The following is a 14,854-nucleotide window of genomic DNA, read 5'->3' on the forward strand; positions in this document are numbered from 1 at the left end:
TTTACTCGGCAGGTTCTAGGTCATCCTCGCTGGGGTCGGCGGGCTGTGCAGCCTCGGCAGGAGTTTCCTGCACAGGTTGGGAGGCGGCCGGGGTAGAGCTCGCTGCCGGCGCAATGCTTTCTTCCGCCTGAGAGGGCGATTGCGAGGTCACCGTGTCGAGCGGCAACATATCGTCGCTGATCGTGCCGCCCAGAACTTCGCCGCGCGCGTCGAGATTTTCTTCCTCGCCTTCGGCAGGTGCAGGGTCATCGCTGCAAGCGGCGAGCGCGAGGCTGGCCGCGGCAATCATGGCAAAGCGTTTCATGGCAGGCATTCGCCCTTTCCTTCGAGCGCCCCGAGAAAATCCTCGAAACGGTTGTGGAGCGCCTTATCGAACTCTTGCGGTCCCATGTCGATGCCGAGTTTTTTAAGGCTCGTCACGCCGAATTCCTCGATGCCGCAGGGCACGATACCGGTGAAATGCGAAAGGTCGGGCGAGAGGTTCACCGAAAAGCCATGCATGGTCACCCAGCGCCGCACCCGCACGCCGATGGCGCCGATCTTGGCCTCGCGCCCGTCGATGTCCTTGGTCCAGATGCCGATACGCCCCTCGGCGCGCCAGCATTCGACACCGATGTCGCCCAGCGTGGCAATTACCCAGCCCTCGACAGAATGGACGAAGCAGCGCACATCGCGCCCGCGCTCTTTCAAATCGAGCATGAGGTAGCCGATACGCTGACCCGGCCCGTGATAGGTATAGCGCCCGCCCCGCCCCGCTTCGACGACCTCGAAACGCGGGTCTAGCAATTCGGCCCCGTCGGCGCTGGTCCCGGCGGTATAGACGGGCGGATGTTCGAGCAGCCACACCTGCTCACGCGCGCGCCCTTCCGCAATCGCGGCATTGCGCGCCTCCATCGCGGCCAGTGCATCGCGATAGGGAACCTGGTCGAGGCAACTCAGCCATTCGACGTTTTCGGTGCGTATTGCAGACATGGCGGATTGCGTGGCGAATGACTTCGCGCTTATCAAGGGGGAAGAACGAGGGGACCCCTGACAATGAAATTCGATCTCGATACCGCGTGGAAGGACACCACCAGCCTGGTGCGCGACAATTTCGGCCTGCTGGCCGTTCTTTCGGGGGTCTTCTACTTCGTGCCCTATCTCGCAGCGCTGCTCTGGGTGCCGGGCATGTCCGAACTCGCCATGGGGCAGTTCGACCCCAACAACGACAAGATGGAAGCCATGGTCCAGGCGATGTTCGCCGATTACTGGTGGGCGTTCATCCTGCTCACGCTCGTGCAGGGCGTCGGGCTGTTGTCGATGCTCGCCCTCTTGCGCAGGCGCGCCAGTCCGACCGTGGCCGAGGCAATCAAAGTGGGCGTACGCTCGGTCGCAAGCTATTTCGTTGCGTCGATACTCCTGGGTTTCATGATCGGGCTGGCTGCAATCGTGATTGTCGCGCCCGGCGCACTCTCCGGCATAGCGGCACTGGCGGTGATAGGCGTCATCGTGCTCGTCGTCATGATGTTCTATCTCTTCACGAAGTTCTCGATGGTCTCTCCAGTTATCGCCATCGACAGCGTGCTCAATCCGCTGGAGGCGCTATCCCGTTCGTGGAAGCTGACCAAGGGTAACAGCGTCAGGATTTTCTTCTTCTACGCGCTGCTGATGGTCGCCTATCTCGTGATTTCGACCGTCGTTTCGCTGGTATTCTCGCTCGTCTTCGCACTGGGCGGCGCCGAGGCGCAGACCTTCGGCAACGCCTTTTCGGCCAGCCTGATGCAGGCGGTCTTCGCGGTCGTGTTCATCGGCGTGCTGGCCGCAGTCCACGCGCAGCTGACGCGGCTCAAGGCCGCGCCCGCCGAGCCTGTCGACGGGACCTACTAGGCTTTCGGTTCCTTCCAGCCCCAGAAGAGCTGGCAGGGCAGGACGTTCAAGGCTTCGAAGCCGCTGTCGATCCGCTCGAAGTGGCGGGCCATGAAGTCGCGCGCCTTGGCCGAGAACTGGTAAACGAGGAACGCGCCGCCCGGACGGATGACGCGGTAGGTTGCCGCTGCGATGGCAGGGCCTACGCCCTCTGGCAGGGTCGAGAAGGGCAGGCCCGAGAGCACGTAGTCGGCATGCTCGTGCCCGTGAGCCTTCACGATTTCCTCGACATCGGCGGCCGAGCCGTGGACCGCCGAGAAGCGGCTGTCGCGAAAATGCTTCTTCAGATAGTCGATATAGAGCGGGTTGGTGTCGATAACGATGAGCTGTCCGTCACGCGGAAGCCGGTCGAGCACTTCCTGGCAGAAGGTGCCGACACCCGGACCATATTCGACGAAGACCTTGCATTCGTCCCATTTCACCGGGCCCAGCATCTTGTTGATGGTGAAGCGCGAGGACGGGATGATCGAGCCGACCATTTTCGGCTCTTCGAGGAAGCCCTTGAAGAAAACGCCCCACTGGCCCAGCAGCCGCGACGCCTTGTCCCTGAACGAGCGCCGTTCGATGGCGCCGATACCGTATTGTCCGGTCAAGGTTTTTCCTCTCTTTGACCCTTATGGAAGCCGCAAAGTCTGGCAGGAGGCAAGGGCCATTGCAAGCCGATGGAGACAGGCCTAGCGGTTTATCCATGGCCGATGCCGACCCCAAAGCTGCCGTTACGGCACCGCCGACAGCACGCCCGAAGACGATTTCGCGCGAACGCATGGTCCTGCTGTTCATGGTCATGCTGACCACGGCGGCAGGCAACACGGCCATGCAGTCGGTGATGCCCTCGATCGGCACGGCGCTCGAAATCGACGATGTCTGGATCAGCCTCGCCTACAGCTGGTCGGCATTGCTGTGGGTGGTGTGCGCGCCAATCTGGGCGGATCGTTCGGACCGGCGCGGGCGCAAGGCGATGATGGCAGTGGGAATGCTCGGCTTCATTTCCTCCATGGCGCTTTGCGGGCTGGCCCTGTGGCTGGGCTTAATCGGCGTGCTGGGCGGCACCGCCGCGCTGATCGCCTTTGCCGTTGCGCGCAGCCTTTACGGCGGCTTCGGCAGCGCCGCGCCGCCTGCGGTGCAAGCCTATGTCGCGAGCCGCACACCGCGCGCCGAGCGGACGCAGGCGCTGTCCCTCATTGCCTCCAGTTTCGGCCTCGGCACGGTGATCGGCCCTGCCCTCGCGCCGCTGATGGTACTACCCCTGGTCGGATTGACCGGGCCCTTCATCATCTTTGCGCTCATCGGTGTCGCCACCTTGATGGCATTGCGCCTGCGGCTGCCCAATGACGAGCCCCAATTCGCGGCGCGCGGCCAGACCTATGACGCGCCCTATGCCGGGGCGACCTCTTCGCAGCCCGAAGACGAGGAGGAAGGCGAAGAGCAAATCGAGCCGCGCAAGTTGCGGTGGTTCGAGCCGCGCCTGCGCCCCTGGGTGACGGTTGGCCTTTTGGGCGGGCATGCACAGGCGATGATCCTCGGCATCATCGGCTTCCTTGTGCTGGACCGTCTGGGCCTGCGCGCCACGCCCGCCGAGGGCACCGGCCCCGTCGGGCTCGTCCTGATGAGCGGTGCGCTTGCCACGCTGCTGGCCCAGTGGGGGCTGATACCGCGGCTCGACCTTGGCCCGCGCGCCGCGACCCTGTCGGGTATCGTGATTGCCGCAGGCGGTGTCCTCTACCTTGGCGTGGCCGACGACCTCCATGCCATTGCGCTGGCCTATGCGATTGCCTCGCTAGGCTTCGGCCTTTTCCGCCCCGGCAGCACTGCGGGCACCTCGCTCGCTGTGACCCGTGCCGAGCAGGGGCAGGCCTCGGGCGTGACCGCCAGCGTGGCGGGCGCGAGCTTCATTTACGCGCCCGCGCTCGGGGTGTGGCTCTACGGCCATTCCGACTGGCTGGGTTTCGGGCTGATCGCGGCCCTTTGCGCGATTGTTTTTAGCTACGGCTGGGTGGCGCTGCAAAAGGACAGCGCCCTCACCACCGAGCGCCGCTAGAGGATTTCCAGCACCCGGTCCTGCGGCCGGCAAAGGCGCACGCCCTTGTCGGTTTCCACCAGCGGGCGCTCGATGAGGATGGGATCGGCCGCCATTGCCGCCAGCACTTCCTCCGCGCTCGCATCGGGCAGGCCGCGCTCGGCAGCATCAGTGCCGCGGGTGCGCAGGCCTTCGTTCGGAGTGATGCCCGCATCTTTGTAAAGCTGCGCGAGCTTTTCGGCGCTCGGCGGGTCCTTCAGATATTCGACCACCTCGACATCGACCTTCGACAGGTTTTCGAGGATGGCGAGCGTCTTGCGCGAGGTGCCGCACTTGGGATTGTGCCAGATGGTGGCCTTCATAATGGGTCTCCTTTGCCGACTGCGCTAATCGACCCTTGCGATGAGAGAAAGCCACTCTTGCGATTTTTTCATGGGCGAAATGCAGATTCAGGGTTGCAACTGCGAATGGTTCTCAATAGCAGGCGTTCCGCAACTGATAATCATTCGCAAGAACAGAAAGCCCTTTATGAAGCCCTTTACCTCGGTCGCAATCCTGCTCGCCGGAACCGCCTTTGCCACCCCCGCCCTCGCCGACACTGCGGCGGACGGCCAGCCCGATCGCGATTACCTGCCCTCCGACATCGTCGTGAAGGGTGAACGTACGGATGAGTATGGCACGGACGACGGCTCGACCGCGACCAAGACGCCCACGCCGCTCATCGACGTGCCGCAGGCGGTCAGCTTTATCACCGAAGACCAGCTCGAGGACCAGGCGGTTCACCAGCTCAATGATGCGCTGCGTTATGTCCCCGGCATCAGCATGGAAAGCGGCGAAGGGCACCGCGACGAGGTGTTCATCCGCGGCCAGGAATCGACCGCCGACTTCTATATCGACGGTCTGCGCGACGATGCGCAATACTACCGCTCGCTCTACAACATCGAGCGCGTCGAGGTGCTGAAGGGCGCCAACGCACTCATCTTCGGCCGTGGTGCGGGCGGCGGCGCCATTAACCGCGTGGCCAAGCGCGCCGAGTTCCGGTCCGCCATCAGCGGCGAGGCTTCGGTCGACAGCTTCGGCGCCTTCGCACTGCTTGCCGATGTTAACCAGTCGGTCTCCGACAGCCTCGCGCTGCGTCTCAACGCAACCTATGAGGAATTCGACAACGACCGTGATTTCTACGAGGGCCGCTTCATCGGCGTCTCGCCCACGCTCACCGCAGCGCTCGGCCCCGACACCACGCTGACCGCCAGCTACACCTACGACAATGACGAGCGCGTCACCGACCGCGGCGTGCCCTCTCTCAGCACCGGCCCGCTGACCGGCTATGACAGCACCTTCTTCGGCGATCCCGACCTCAATCGGTTCGAATCCGAAGTGAACATTGCCCGCCTGCGCCTGGAGCATGACTTCAATGGCGGATGGAGCACCAATGCCAGCGTGCAGTTCGCCGATTACGACAAGATCTACGCGAACATCCTGCCGACCGGCACCGATGGAGCCACTGTGTCGCTGTCGGGCTATGAAGATGCGCAGCAGCGCCGCAATTGGATCGGCCAGGCCAATGCCATCTGGGAGGTGGAAGGCGGAAACCTCGAATCGACCCTGCTGTTTGGCATCGAGGCGAGCAGCCAGGATTCGCTCAACACGCGCCGCACGATCAGCTTCGATGATGGCGACCCGCTGACCGACAACGACAACCGGACCCCGCTGGCAGAGACGATCTTCATCCCCGCCTACAGCTTCAACACGGTCTCGCGTGCCAACGACAGCCAGCTTTCGACCCTGTCGGTCTACATCCAGGAACAGCTGCAAATCGGCGATTACATCGAACTGGTCGGCGGACTGCGCTGGGACCGGTTCGACCTCGAGACGATCGACATCGATGATGTCGAAGGCAACCGGGTCGACGAGGAATTCAGCCCCCGCGCCGGGATTATCGTCAAGCCAACGCCCGACCTGTCCATTTATGCCAGCTATGCGGAAAGCTTCCTGCCGCAGGCGGGCGACCAGTTCTTCCTGGTTTCGCCGACCAACGCCCAGCTCGAGCCGGAGAAGTTCACCAATTACGAAATCGGGCTGAAATTCGCGCCGCTCGACAATGTCCTCGTCAGCGCCGCCATCTTCCGCCTCGAACGTAGTAACTCGCGCTTCACAAACGAGTTCGGCATCACCGAGCTGACCGGCGAAAGCCGGACCGAAGGCTTCGAAATCGGCGCCGTCGGCGAAGTCACCGATTTCTGGAAAGCCAATCTCGGCTACACCTATCTCGACGGCGAGCTGACCAGCTCAAGCAGCTTCGGCCCGGCCGGGCGCCGCCTCCAGCAGCTTCCCCGCCACTCGGTCAGCGCGTGGAACCGCTTCGACTTCACCGACAACATCGGTGTCGGCCTCGGCGTCATCCACCAGTCGCAGCAGTTCGCCAGCTTCAGCAACGAAGTCGTGCTGCCCAGCTACTGGCGCGTCGATGCGGCGGCCTATTACACGGTCAGCGAGAAGCTGAGCATGCAGCTCAACATCGAGAACCTGTTCGACGAGACCTATTACCCGAGCGCGCACGGCGACAACAACATCCAGCCCGCCGACCCGTTCAGCGCGCGCATCGGTGTTCGCTTCGAACTCTGACCTTTGAGGTTGACGACACAGAAAGCGGCGGGCGGAAACGCTCGCCGCTTTTGCTTGCCTAGTCGTCCGGAGTGACGACCTTTTCCGGCGCGCTGAGCGCGGGCACTTCGGCTGCTGCGTCCTCGGCGCTGATGCCTGGTGCCGGAGCGGCGCTGATACGCTCCTGACGTCGCGCCACCCGGCCCGCGCGCTGGATGGCGCGGACGAGACGCGGATACACGCCGCAGCGGCAGATGTTGGGTATCGTCTCGCGAATTTCGCTCTCTGTCGCGCCGGGATTGCGGTTGATAAGCGCGGCGGCGGCCATCACGATGCCGGGTGTGCAGAAGCCGCACTGGATGGCCTGTTCGGCCACCATCGCCTGCTGCACCGGGTGGGTGCGGTCGCCCGACAGGCCCTCGATGGTCTTGATGAAGCGCCCTTCGGCTTCCGCAATCGTGACGAGGCAGCTACGCAGCGGCTCGCCATCGATATGGACGATGCAGGCGCCGCAATCGCCATTGCCGCAGCCATATTTGGTGCCGGTGAGATTGGCAGCATCCCTCAGCGCCCACAGCAGGGGCGTTTCGGGGTCCATCAGGAATTCGATGGGACGTTCATTGACCGTCATGCGCGACATGGCGGTGCTTTCGCTTCAATGCTCGAAAAAGTCGAGGGGTCTTAGCTCTTCCAGCTGTCGTCGATTTTCGAGACACGGCGCTTCCACGCCTCGAAATCGAACAAGCCTGCACCGCCTTGCGTCTGCATAGTCGACAGGTCGCGCTGGTGCACGTCGACCACCTCCTGCTTGACGATATTCGGCTCGCCCTGGCTCAACGTGGCCACCTGGATTTCGCAAGCGCGCTGCAGCGCCCACATTTTCACGAACATGCCGGGGATGGTCTTGTCCATCACGACGGGGCCGTGGTTGCGCAGCATCAGGATGGAGTGATCGCCGAGGTTCTCGACCAGCCGATCGCCCTCTTCGGGACGCACGGTGACGCCCTCGAAATCGTGATAGCCGATTTGCCCCTGGAAATTGCAGGCGTAGAAATTGGTCGGAAGCAGCCCGTCCTTGTGGCTGCACACTGCCATCGTGGCCGTGGTGTGCACGTGGCAGATGGCGGTCGCCTTCTCACCCAAATGCTTGTGGAAGTGGGCGTGCTGCGTGAAGCCGGCCTTGTTGACCATATATTGCGACTGGCCGACATTGTTGCCCTCGACATCGATCTTCACGAGGTTCGAGGCGGTCACTTCGTCATAAAGCAGCCCGAAGGGATTGATGAGGAAGGTGTCTTTCTCGCCCGGCACGGCAACCGAGATGTGGTTGTAGATGCTCTCGCCCCAGCCGAGGTGCTCGAAGATGCGATAGCACGCGGCCAGATCCTGCCGGACCTTCCATTCCTCTTCGCTACACTCGAACTTGGGCTTCATCTGGGTGGCCACGGGGCGCTCTCCTTAAGTCTCTCTTTGCAACCGTATCGCACGGGATGGCCCTCCCGCACAAGGCGGATGGCGCAAAATCGGCGCTTCCCAAGCGCGCCCTGCCCCGCTAGCGCGCTGTTCTAATGAGCGAGACGGCCAAACTCACCCGCGGGAGCATACGCGGCCATCTCGTCACCCAGACATTGCCGATGATCATCGGGGTGGCCGCCATCATGTCGGTCGGCCTCATCGATGCCTATTTCATCGGGCAACTCGGCAGCGCCGAACTGGCGGCGGTCAGCTTCATTTTCCCGGTCATCATAGCGCTTTCCAGCCTCGGCGTGGGCGTGATGGTCGGCATCAACTCGGTCATCGCCCGCGCTTTGGGTGAAGGCGACCGGGACCGGGCCGAACGCCGCGCGAATTTCGGCGCAGTCTTTGCCCTGGCCATCGGCGTGACGCTGGGCCTGCTGCTGTTCGCGCTCAACGCACCGCTCTTCCGGCTGATGCAGGCGAACGAGCGGCTCATGCCGCTGGTGCTTGAATATATGAACCCCTTCGCGCTCGGCCTGCCTGTGCTGCTACTGCAGATGGGCCTCAGCGGCATCCTGCGCGGACAGGGCGAGGCGCGCTATGTCTCGCTTGTCTCGATCACCTATTCGGTGATGAACTGGATCCTCGATCCCATCCTCATCACCGGAGCCTTTGGTTTCGAGGGTTTCGGCATAGCGGGCGCGGCTTACGCCTCCATCATAGGTTACGGCGTGGCATGCCTGATGGCTTACTATTTTATCGGCAGGACGCAGCTAGCCATCCACCCGACGCTCGTCAGCCAATGCGATCTGGCCGGTTCGAGCAAGGCGATCATCAGCGTGGCGGGTCCCGCGGCCTTCTCCAATGCCATCAATCCCATCGGCCTCTCGGTCCTCACTGCTTTGCTCGCCAGCCAGGGCGAGGCGGCGGTGGCGGGTTTCGGCGCGGCGGGGCGATTGCAAAGTTTTGCAGTCGTGCCCCTGCTTGGGCTGTCCGGTTCCATCGGCGCAATCATCGGGCAGAACTGGGGCGCCAATCGCGCCGATCGTGCGCGGCGGGCGATGTATTGGGCGGGCCTGTTCTGCATCGGCTACGGGCTCGCGACCGCCGTCATCCTGTTCCTGTCCGGCAACTGGTTTGCCGATTTCTTCACCGATGATCCGGCAGTCATCGAGCAGTTCTCGCGCTATCTCGCCATCTCGGTCTGGGGCTATGCCGGTTTCGGCCTGCTGATTGTCGGCAATGGCGCGCTGAACGCAGTCGACCGGGCACAATTCGCCCTCGCCCAGAGCGCGGCGCGCGTCTTCCTCGTCATGCTTCCCTTTGCCTGGCTGCTGCGCGCAAGCTGGGGGGCGGAGGCGATTTACGGGGCGGAACTGGTGGCCAATCTCGCCGGCGGAGCGCTCGCCGCATTCGTCGTCTGGACGGTCCTGAAGAGCCCCACAGAAAAGTCCTTACCGCATCCAACGAAACGTTAACCATCCTCGTGCATAGCGGACCCTAACAAGAACTGGGGGTCCAAGACCAATGGATGAATTGCTGGCAGATTTCGTCGCGGAAACGCGCGAAATGCTCGAGCAGAGCGGTAGCGAACTGGTCGCGTGGGAAGCCGATCCGTCGGACAAGAAGCGCATCGATACGATCTTCCGCTTCGTCCACACGGTGAAGGGCAATTGCGGCTTTTTCGACTTCCCGCAGCTCGAAAAGCTGAGCCATGCTGCCGAAGACGCGCTGGCCGAATGCCGCGCCGGCCGCCGCGAGCCCGATAGCGCCCTGGTCACTGCCGTGCTCGCCATCATCGACCGCATTTCGGAAATGACCGACGCCATCGAGGCCGGCGAAGAGCTTGGTACCGGCAACGACGAGGCGCTGATTGCCGCGCTCGATGCCGATGCCGAGGTCGAAGTGCAGAGCGATGTCGCTATCATCGAAGAGGAAATCGAGGTCGCTGCCGTATCGGCTCCTGCAAACGATACCCAGGCCGAAGCCGCGCCCAAGGCTCCCGCCAAGGGCGTCCAGCGTTCCATCCGCCTGCCCGTCGACCTGCTCGACGAGGTGATGAAGGGTGTGTCCGACATGGTGCTGGCGCGCAACGACCTGGCGCGCCGCCTGCGCGAGGCCGGCGAACAGCCCGCCATCGACGGCCCGTTCGAACGCCTCTCCGCCATCCTCGCCGATGTGCGCACCTCGATTACCCGTATGCGCATGCAGCGGCTCGAGCATCTCTTCTCCTCGCTCCCGCGTCTCGTGCGCGATTTGTCGAACGAACTCGGTAAGCAGGTGATGGTCGATTTCGAAGGCAGCGAAGTCGAACTCGACCGCGAGATGATCGAAATGGTCCGCGACCCGCTGACCCACATCATCCGCAACGCCATCGACCACGGTATCGAAACCCCGGCCGAGCGCCTCAGGAACGACAAGCGCGAAATCGGCCTGCTGAAGTTCGCTGCGCGCCAGTCGGGCAACCAGATCAGCCTCGTCATCACCGACGATGGCAACGGCATCAATGTCGAGCGCGTGTGCGAAAAGGCCATCGCCAATGGCCTCTATTCGCGTTCCGAAATCGACAAGATGAGCGACAAGCAGCGCGAAAACCTGATTTTCGAGCCCGGACTGTCGACTGCCGAAAAGGTGAGCTCGGTATCGGGCCGCGGCGTCGGCATGGACGTCGTGCGTTCGAACATCGAGCGCGTCGGCGGCTCGATCGAAGTGTCGAGCAAGCCGGGTGAAGGCACCAGCTTCCACCTCCAGCTGCCGCTCACCCTCTCCATCATCGCCGCACTAACCGTGGGCAGCGGCGACCAGCGCTATGCAATCCCGCGCAGCTATGTCGAAGAAATCGTCTTCGGCAATTCGAGCCATGTGGAATTCGCGCAGGCCGGCGACCGCCGCCTCGTCACCTTCCGCGACAAGCGCGTGCCCTGCCTTTCGCTTGGCGAAGTCATGGGCAGCGAAACCAACGCGGAATGCGACTGGACGAGCAAGACGCTCATCCTCGTGCGCCTCGCCAGCGACGATGTCTTCGCGCTCGCGGTCGACCGCGTATTCGATCACGAGGACGTGGTGGTCAAACCTATCGCGCCGGCCATCATGGAAACCAAGCTCTACGCGGGCACCACCCTCCTCGACGATGGCCGTCCGATGATGCTCATCGACCTGCCCTCCATCGCGCAGATGCGCGGCATGGTCGGCGGTGTCCGCACCAAGCCGACGATTGCCGACAAGTCCGAGAAGGTCGAGAAGAGCAGGGCCGTGCCGGTCATGCTGTTCGCCGGGCTCGATGGACGCCACCGGGCGGTCCGCCTCGAACTGGTGCGCCGTATCGACACCATCTCGCGCGATGCCATCGATATCGAGGGCGACCGCGCGCAGGCTGTCATCGACGGCGAGATCATGACGCTGGCCGGCCACGATACCGGCCCGCTGCCCGACGGCCGCTGCCGCCTGCTCCGCCTCTCGGACGGCGAGCACGAGCTGGTCTATGCGGTCAAGGAAGTGCTCGACGCAGCCGATGTCACCGAAGACGTCGTCCCGAGCGAAGCGGACACCGCCATCGAGGGCGTCACGCTCATCGGCGGCAAGCCCATCCCGCTGCTCGACGGCCATGCGGTCTTCTCGCGCTACCGCGCCACGAAAAAAGTCGAGCACACGCTCACCTGCCGCATCCCGGAAGGAAGCGAATGGGCACGCACCATCCTCGAACCGCTGGTGCAGGCCGTAGGCTACCGGATTGCCGGTGACGACGACGAAGTCGAAGCCGATCTCGCCATCGCGCTCGCCGAAGAGGGCGAAGTCCTCACCACCGGCGCGCGCGAGGTCATCCGCCTGCGCCCCGAGCCCGAGGATGCCGGTGACGACACCATCTACCGCTACGACCGCGACGGACTGCTCGCGGCATTGAAGCGCATTCGCACCGGGAGGGCGGCATGAACGAACTGCTTTTGATGTGCACCATCGCCGGCCGCCGCGCGGCCATCCCCGCGATCGAAGTGCAATCGGTGATCGAGGTCGATAACATCACCCCGATTCCCGGTACGCCCGATTTCATCCTTGGCCTGACCGCGCTGCGCAGCCAGGCTCTCACCGTCATCGACTGCGCGCTGGCCATCGGCCTCGAAAAGGCATGCACCTCCAGGGACCAGCGGGCAGCGGTCGTCGACATCGACGGCCACCTTTACGCGCTGCTCGTCGAGGAAGCCCACGACGTGGGTGAAGCCAAGAGCGAGCCGGTCGCCGTGCCGGGGGGCTTTGGCGAAGGCTGGCAGCGTGCCGCACGCGGCATGGTGGAAACCGACGGCGGCCCGACGCTGCTAGTCGATATCGGACAACTCGTCTCCGGACCTCTGCGTCAGGCGGCTTAAGCGATTAGTTACCGCCTCCCGTTATAAGGGGCGGACAAGTGTAAGGGATCACGTGAAATGAAAACCTGTCTTATCGTCGATGATTCGCGCGTCATCCGCAAGGTGTCGCGCCATATCCTCGAAACCCTCGGCTTCACGGTCGACGAAGCCGAGAACGGCCAGGAAGGCCTCAACAAGTGCCTCGAGAGCATGCCCGAAGTGGTCCTGCTCGACTGGAACATGCCCGTCATGACCGGCATCGAGTTCATCCACGAACTGCGCAAGCACGAAGGCGGCGACAAGCCCAAGGTCGTGTTCTGCACCACCGAGAACGATGTCGCTCACATCCGCGAAGCCATCAGCGCCGGCGCCGACGAATATGTCATGAAGCCGTTCGACCACGAGACCCTTCAGATCAAGCTCCAGCTCGTCGGCATGGCCTGATCCGCTAAAGGAAACGGGTCGTGGCGGCTGCTCTGAAATACAATACGACAGCCGAACGCGGCGAACGGAGCGCCCCGCGCACTGTTCGGGTCATGCTGGTCGACGATTCGCTCACTGTGCGGACCGTTTTCTCGCGCATGATCGAACGCGAGAACGACATGACCATCGTGGCCGCCGCCAGCACCGCCGAGCGCGGTCTGGAGGAGCTCAAGACGAAATTCGTCGATGTGATCCTGCTCGACCTCGAAATGCCCGGAATGGGCGGCATCGAGGCCCTGCCGAAGCTTCTCAAGGCCTCGCCGCGGACCAAGGTGCTTGTGATCTCCTCGCTCACGGCAGAGGGCGCGGAACATACGGTCAAGGCGCTCCAGATGGGCGCCGCCGACACGATGCTGAAACCGCGGCCGGGCGGTTTCAACGACGAGTACCGTGACCAGCTGCTTGCCAAGATCCGTGCGCTCAAGGGCCTGGCTCCGCACGAGCAGCCCGAGCGCAAGGCCCCGAAATTCGCGCAGCGCCGCGTCGGCAAGCGCCCGCAGGTACTCGCCATCGGTGCATCGACCGGAGGCATTCATGCACTCGGCCTGTTCCTGCGCCAGGTGCCGAAGAATTTCGACCTTCCTATCCTCATTACCCAGCACCTTCCCGCCAGCTTCATTCCTGTCTTCGCCAAGCAGATGGAAATGGCCGCCGGACGCGAAGCCGTGCTGGCCGACGAAGGTACGGAAGTGACCCGTGGCCGCATCCTGATTGCGCCCGGCCACGGTCATATGGTCGTGCGCAGGAAGGGCACCAGATACGTCACCGACCTCGCCTTCCATCCCGTCAAGAGCGGCTGCACGCCCTCGGTCGATCCGATGTTCGAAACGCTTGCCGAAGCCTATGAAGGCAAGGTTGCGGGCATCCTCCTGTCGGGCATGGGCCGCGACGGGACCGAAGGCGCAGACGCCATCATCAACGCCGGCGGCTCGATGTACGCCCAGAGCGCCGACACTTGCGCCGTCTGGGGCATGCCGCGCGACATTACCGAACGCGGTCTTGCGTCCGCCGTCCTCCCGCCGGAGGAACTGGCCGACCGGGTCCTATCAACTGCAGGAGCCGATGCATGGCGCTAGAAGACGCCTCCCACCAAATTATCGCCGACCTGCTCGAAGCCCGTACCGGCCAGACGCTCACCGAGAGCCGCCGCTGGCGCATTTCGACCGCGCTTTCGGGCCTGTTCCGCGAATTCGGCATCGAGAATGTCGACCAGCTTGCCTGCATGCTCGAGCGTCCGGGCGAACATCGCCTCGCGACCCGCGTGGTCGAGGCGCTGCTCAACAACGAGACCTATTTCTTCCGCGACCATGCGTATTTCACCACGCTGGCAAACACCATCCTGCCCGAACTGGCGAAGCGCCGCGCCGATTCGCGCCGCATTTCGATCTGGTCGGCAGGCTGTTCGACTGGCCAGGAAGTGCTCAGCCTCGCGATGACCTTCCTCGAGCAACCGGGCCGCTGGGCGGACTGGAAAATCGAAATCCTCGGCACCGACGTGTCGACCAAGGCCGTCGACCAGGCGAAGACCGGGACCTACTCGCAGTTCGAGATCCAGCGCGGCATTTCGGTCGCGCAGATGCTGAACTTTTTCTCCGAAACGCCCAGGGGCTGGCAGGTCTCGCCCCGCGTGCTCGAGATGACCCGCTTCGAGCAGCGAAACCTGCTCGATTACCCGCCCTCGCCGGGCAAGTTCGACCTCGTCTTGTGCCGCAACGTGCTGCTCTATTTCGACCCGGAAACGCGCCGCAGGGCGTTCGACCGCCTGCATGGCGGGGTGGCGAACGACGGCTTCCTGATGCTCGGCGCGGGCGAGACCGTGGTCGGCCAGACCGACAGGTTCGAGCCCTCGCCATTCGGCTCGGCGATGTATGCGCCCAAGGGCGCAAGCGATATCGGCGCGGTTCTGGGCACGATGCCGCCGCGCGTCGTCAACGGCTGATATTTCCCATCCCAGCTTGAACAGGGCGCGTGCCGCGCAGCCCGCAGCCACGCTTATCATCCAAGGTAAATTTCGGGTTTACCGTTAATTAGCGAATGCACGTTAGCG

15 protein-coding genes are annotated in these 14,854 nt (G+C 63.4%); 9 read left to right on the forward strand and 6 right to left on the reverse strand.

All coding sequences use genetic code 11. The features are described 5' to 3' along the window. Position 1: 1 nt before the first annotated feature. Together K3152_RS07795 and lipB are read right to left on the reverse strand one after the other, a co-directional pair. Complete coding sequence (locus K3152_RS07795) at positions 2 to 313, reverse strand: hypothetical protein (RefSeq protein ID WP_221573530.1); 312 nt, start codon at positions 311 to 313, stop codon at positions 2 to 4. Beyond that, entirely contained in the window at positions 301 to 972 is a 672-nt protein-coding gene (gene lipB, locus K3152_RS07800) for a lipoyl(octanoyl) transferase LipB (protein ID WP_221573531.1), read from the reverse strand. Before lipB ends, K3152_RS07795 begins: the two co-directional genes overlap by 13 nt. 63 nt (positions 973 to 1,035) lie before the next feature. Between lipB and K3152_RS07805 the strand changes: the two genes are divergently transcribed. Next, on the forward strand, positions 1,036 to 1,866 hold the full coding sequence (locus K3152_RS07805) for a hypothetical protein (RefSeq protein WP_221573532.1): 831 nt from the start codon (positions 1,036 to 1,038) through the stop codon (positions 1,864 to 1,866). Here K3152_RS07805 and K3152_RS07810 read toward each other — a convergent pair. Next, positions 1,863 to 2,480 (reverse strand): class I SAM-dependent methyltransferase, encoded by a 618-nt coding sequence (locus tag K3152_RS07810; protein ID WP_221573729.1) that lies wholly within the window; start codon positions 2,478 to 2,480, stop codon positions 1,863 to 1,865. The two genes, K3152_RS07805 and K3152_RS07810, sit on opposite strands and share 4 nt — an antisense overlap. 113 nt (positions 2,481 to 2,593) lie before the next feature. On the opposite strand from K3152_RS07810, the gene K3152_RS07815 reads away from it, so the two are divergent. Continuing rightward, a complete protein-coding gene (locus K3152_RS07815; RefSeq protein WP_221573533.1) occupies positions 2,594 to 3,943 on the forward strand; it encodes an MFS transporter in 1,350 nt (449 codons plus the stop codon). Here K3152_RS07815 and arsC read toward each other — a convergent pair. Next, positions 3,940 to 4,284, reverse strand: coding sequence for an arsenate reductase (glutaredoxin) (arsC, locus tag K3152_RS07820; protein ID WP_221573534.1), 345 nt, complete (start codon positions 4,282 to 4,284; stop codon positions 3,940 to 3,942). The two genes, K3152_RS07815 and arsC, sit on opposite strands and share 4 nt — an antisense overlap. A gap of 166 nt (positions 4,285 to 4,450) precedes the next feature. Between arsC and K3152_RS07825 the strand changes: the two genes are divergently transcribed. Further along, positions 4,451 to 6,547 carry a TonB-dependent receptor gene (locus tag K3152_RS07825; RefSeq protein ID WP_221573535.1) on the forward strand — a complete coding sequence of 699 codons (2,097 nt, stop codon included), beginning with the start codon at positions 4,451 to 4,453 and terminating at the stop codon, positions 6,545 to 6,547. 58 nt (positions 6,548 to 6,605) lie between these two features. Here K3152_RS07825 and K3152_RS07830 read toward each other — a convergent pair whose 3' ends face one another. Together K3152_RS07830 and K3152_RS07835 are read right to left on the reverse strand one after the other, a co-directional pair. Next, complete coding sequence (locus K3152_RS07830) at positions 6,606 to 7,166, reverse strand: (2Fe-2S)-binding protein (protein ID WP_221573536.1); 561 nt, start codon at positions 7,164 to 7,166, stop codon at positions 6,606 to 6,608. Between the two features lie 41 nt (positions 7,167 to 7,207). Then, positions 7,208 to 7,972, reverse strand: coding sequence for a class II aldolase/adducin family protein (locus K3152_RS07835; protein ID WP_006834481.1), 765 nt, complete (start codon positions 7,970 to 7,972; stop codon positions 7,208 to 7,210). A gap of 122 nt (positions 7,973 to 8,094) precedes the next feature. On the opposite strand from K3152_RS07835, the gene K3152_RS07840 reads away from it, so the two are divergent. From K3152_RS07840 to K3152_RS07865, 6 genes are read left to right on the forward strand one after another with little or no spacing between them, the layout of a single operon-like run. Next, positions 8,095 to 9,462, forward strand: coding sequence for an MATE family efflux transporter (locus tag K3152_RS07840; protein WP_221573537.1), 1,368 nt, complete (start codon positions 8,095 to 8,097; stop codon positions 9,460 to 9,462). 49 nt (positions 9,463 to 9,511) lie between these two features. Further along, positions 9,512 to 11,914, forward strand: coding sequence for a chemotaxis protein CheA (locus K3152_RS07845; protein ID WP_221573538.1), 2,403 nt, complete (start codon positions 9,512 to 9,514; stop codon positions 11,912 to 11,914). Continuing rightward, positions 11,911 to 12,345: a chemotaxis protein CheW gene (locus tag K3152_RS07850; protein ID WP_221573539.1), complete on the forward strand. Its 435-nt coding sequence runs from the start codon at positions 11,911 to 11,913 to the stop codon at positions 12,343 to 12,345. The genes K3152_RS07845 and K3152_RS07850 overlap by 4 nt, the downstream gene beginning before the upstream one ends. 57 nt (positions 12,346 to 12,402) lie before the next feature. Further along, on the forward strand, positions 12,403 to 12,768 hold the full coding sequence (locus tag K3152_RS07855; RefSeq protein WP_006834477.1) for a response regulator: 366 nt from the start codon (positions 12,403 to 12,405) through the stop codon (positions 12,766 to 12,768). 20 nt (positions 12,769 to 12,788) lie between these two features. After that, a complete protein-coding gene (gene cheB / locus K3152_RS07860; protein ID WP_345719777.1) occupies positions 12,789 to 13,883 on the forward strand; it encodes a chemotaxis-specific protein-glutamate methyltransferase CheB in 1,095 nt (364 codons plus the stop codon). Beyond that, positions 13,874 to 14,746, forward strand: coding sequence for a CheR family methyltransferase (locus K3152_RS07865; protein WP_221573540.1), 873 nt, complete (start codon positions 13,874 to 13,876; stop codon positions 14,744 to 14,746). The genes cheB and K3152_RS07865 overlap by 10 nt, the downstream gene beginning before the upstream one ends. Positions 14,747 to 14,854 lie beyond the last annotated feature (108 nt).

It is taken from the genome of Qipengyuania polymorpha (assembly GCF_019711435.1).
GTDB classification, from domain to species: Bacteria; Pseudomonadota; Alphaproteobacteria; order Sphingomonadales; family Sphingomonadaceae; genus Qipengyuania; species Qipengyuania polymorpha.

Bases quoted from the DNA above. Each gene is read 5' to 3' on its own strand.
- K3152_RS07840 (WP_221573537.1), top strand. From the start codon at position 8,095: ATGAGCGAGACGGCCAAACTCACCCGCGGGAGCATACGCGGCCATCTC.
- arsC (WP_221573534.1), bottom strand. From the start codon at position 4,284: ATGAAGGCCACCATCTGGCACAATCCCAAGTGCGGCACCTCGCGCAAG.
- K3152_RS07815 (WP_221573533.1), top strand. From the start codon at position 2,594: ATGGCCGATGCCGACCCCAAAGCTGCCGTTACGGCACCGCCGACAGCA.
- K3152_RS07845 (WP_221573538.1), top strand. From the start codon at position 9,512: ATGGATGAATTGCTGGCAGATTTCGTCGCGGAAACGCGCGAAATGCTC.
- K3152_RS07830 (WP_221573536.1), bottom strand. From the start codon at position 7,166: ATGTCGCGCATGACGGTCAATGAACGTCCCATCGAATTCCTGATGGAC.
- K3152_RS07850 (WP_221573539.1), top strand. From the start codon at position 11,911: ATGAACGAACTGCTTTTGATGTGCACCATCGCCGGCCGCCGCGCGGCC.
- K3152_RS07805 (WP_221573532.1), top strand. From the start codon at position 1,036: ATGAAATTCGATCTCGATACCGCGTGGAAGGACACCACCAGCCTGGTG.
- lipB (WP_221573531.1), bottom strand. From the start codon at position 972: ATGTCTGCAATACGCACCGAAAACGTCGAATGGCTGAGTTGCCTCGAC.
- K3152_RS07855 (WP_006834477.1), top strand. From the start codon at position 12,403: ATGAAAACCTGTCTTATCGTCGATGATTCGCGCGTCATCCGCAAGGTG.
- K3152_RS07825 (WP_221573535.1), top strand. From the start codon at position 4,451: ATGAAGCCCTTTACCTCGGTCGCAATCCTGCTCGCCGGAACCGCCTTT.
- K3152_RS07795 (WP_221573530.1), bottom strand. From the start codon at position 313: ATGCCTGCCATGAAACGCTTTGCCATGATTGCCGCGGCCAGCCTCGCG.
- K3152_RS07865 (WP_221573540.1), top strand. From the start codon at position 13,874: ATGGCGCTAGAAGACGCCTCCCACCAAATTATCGCCGACCTGCTCGAA.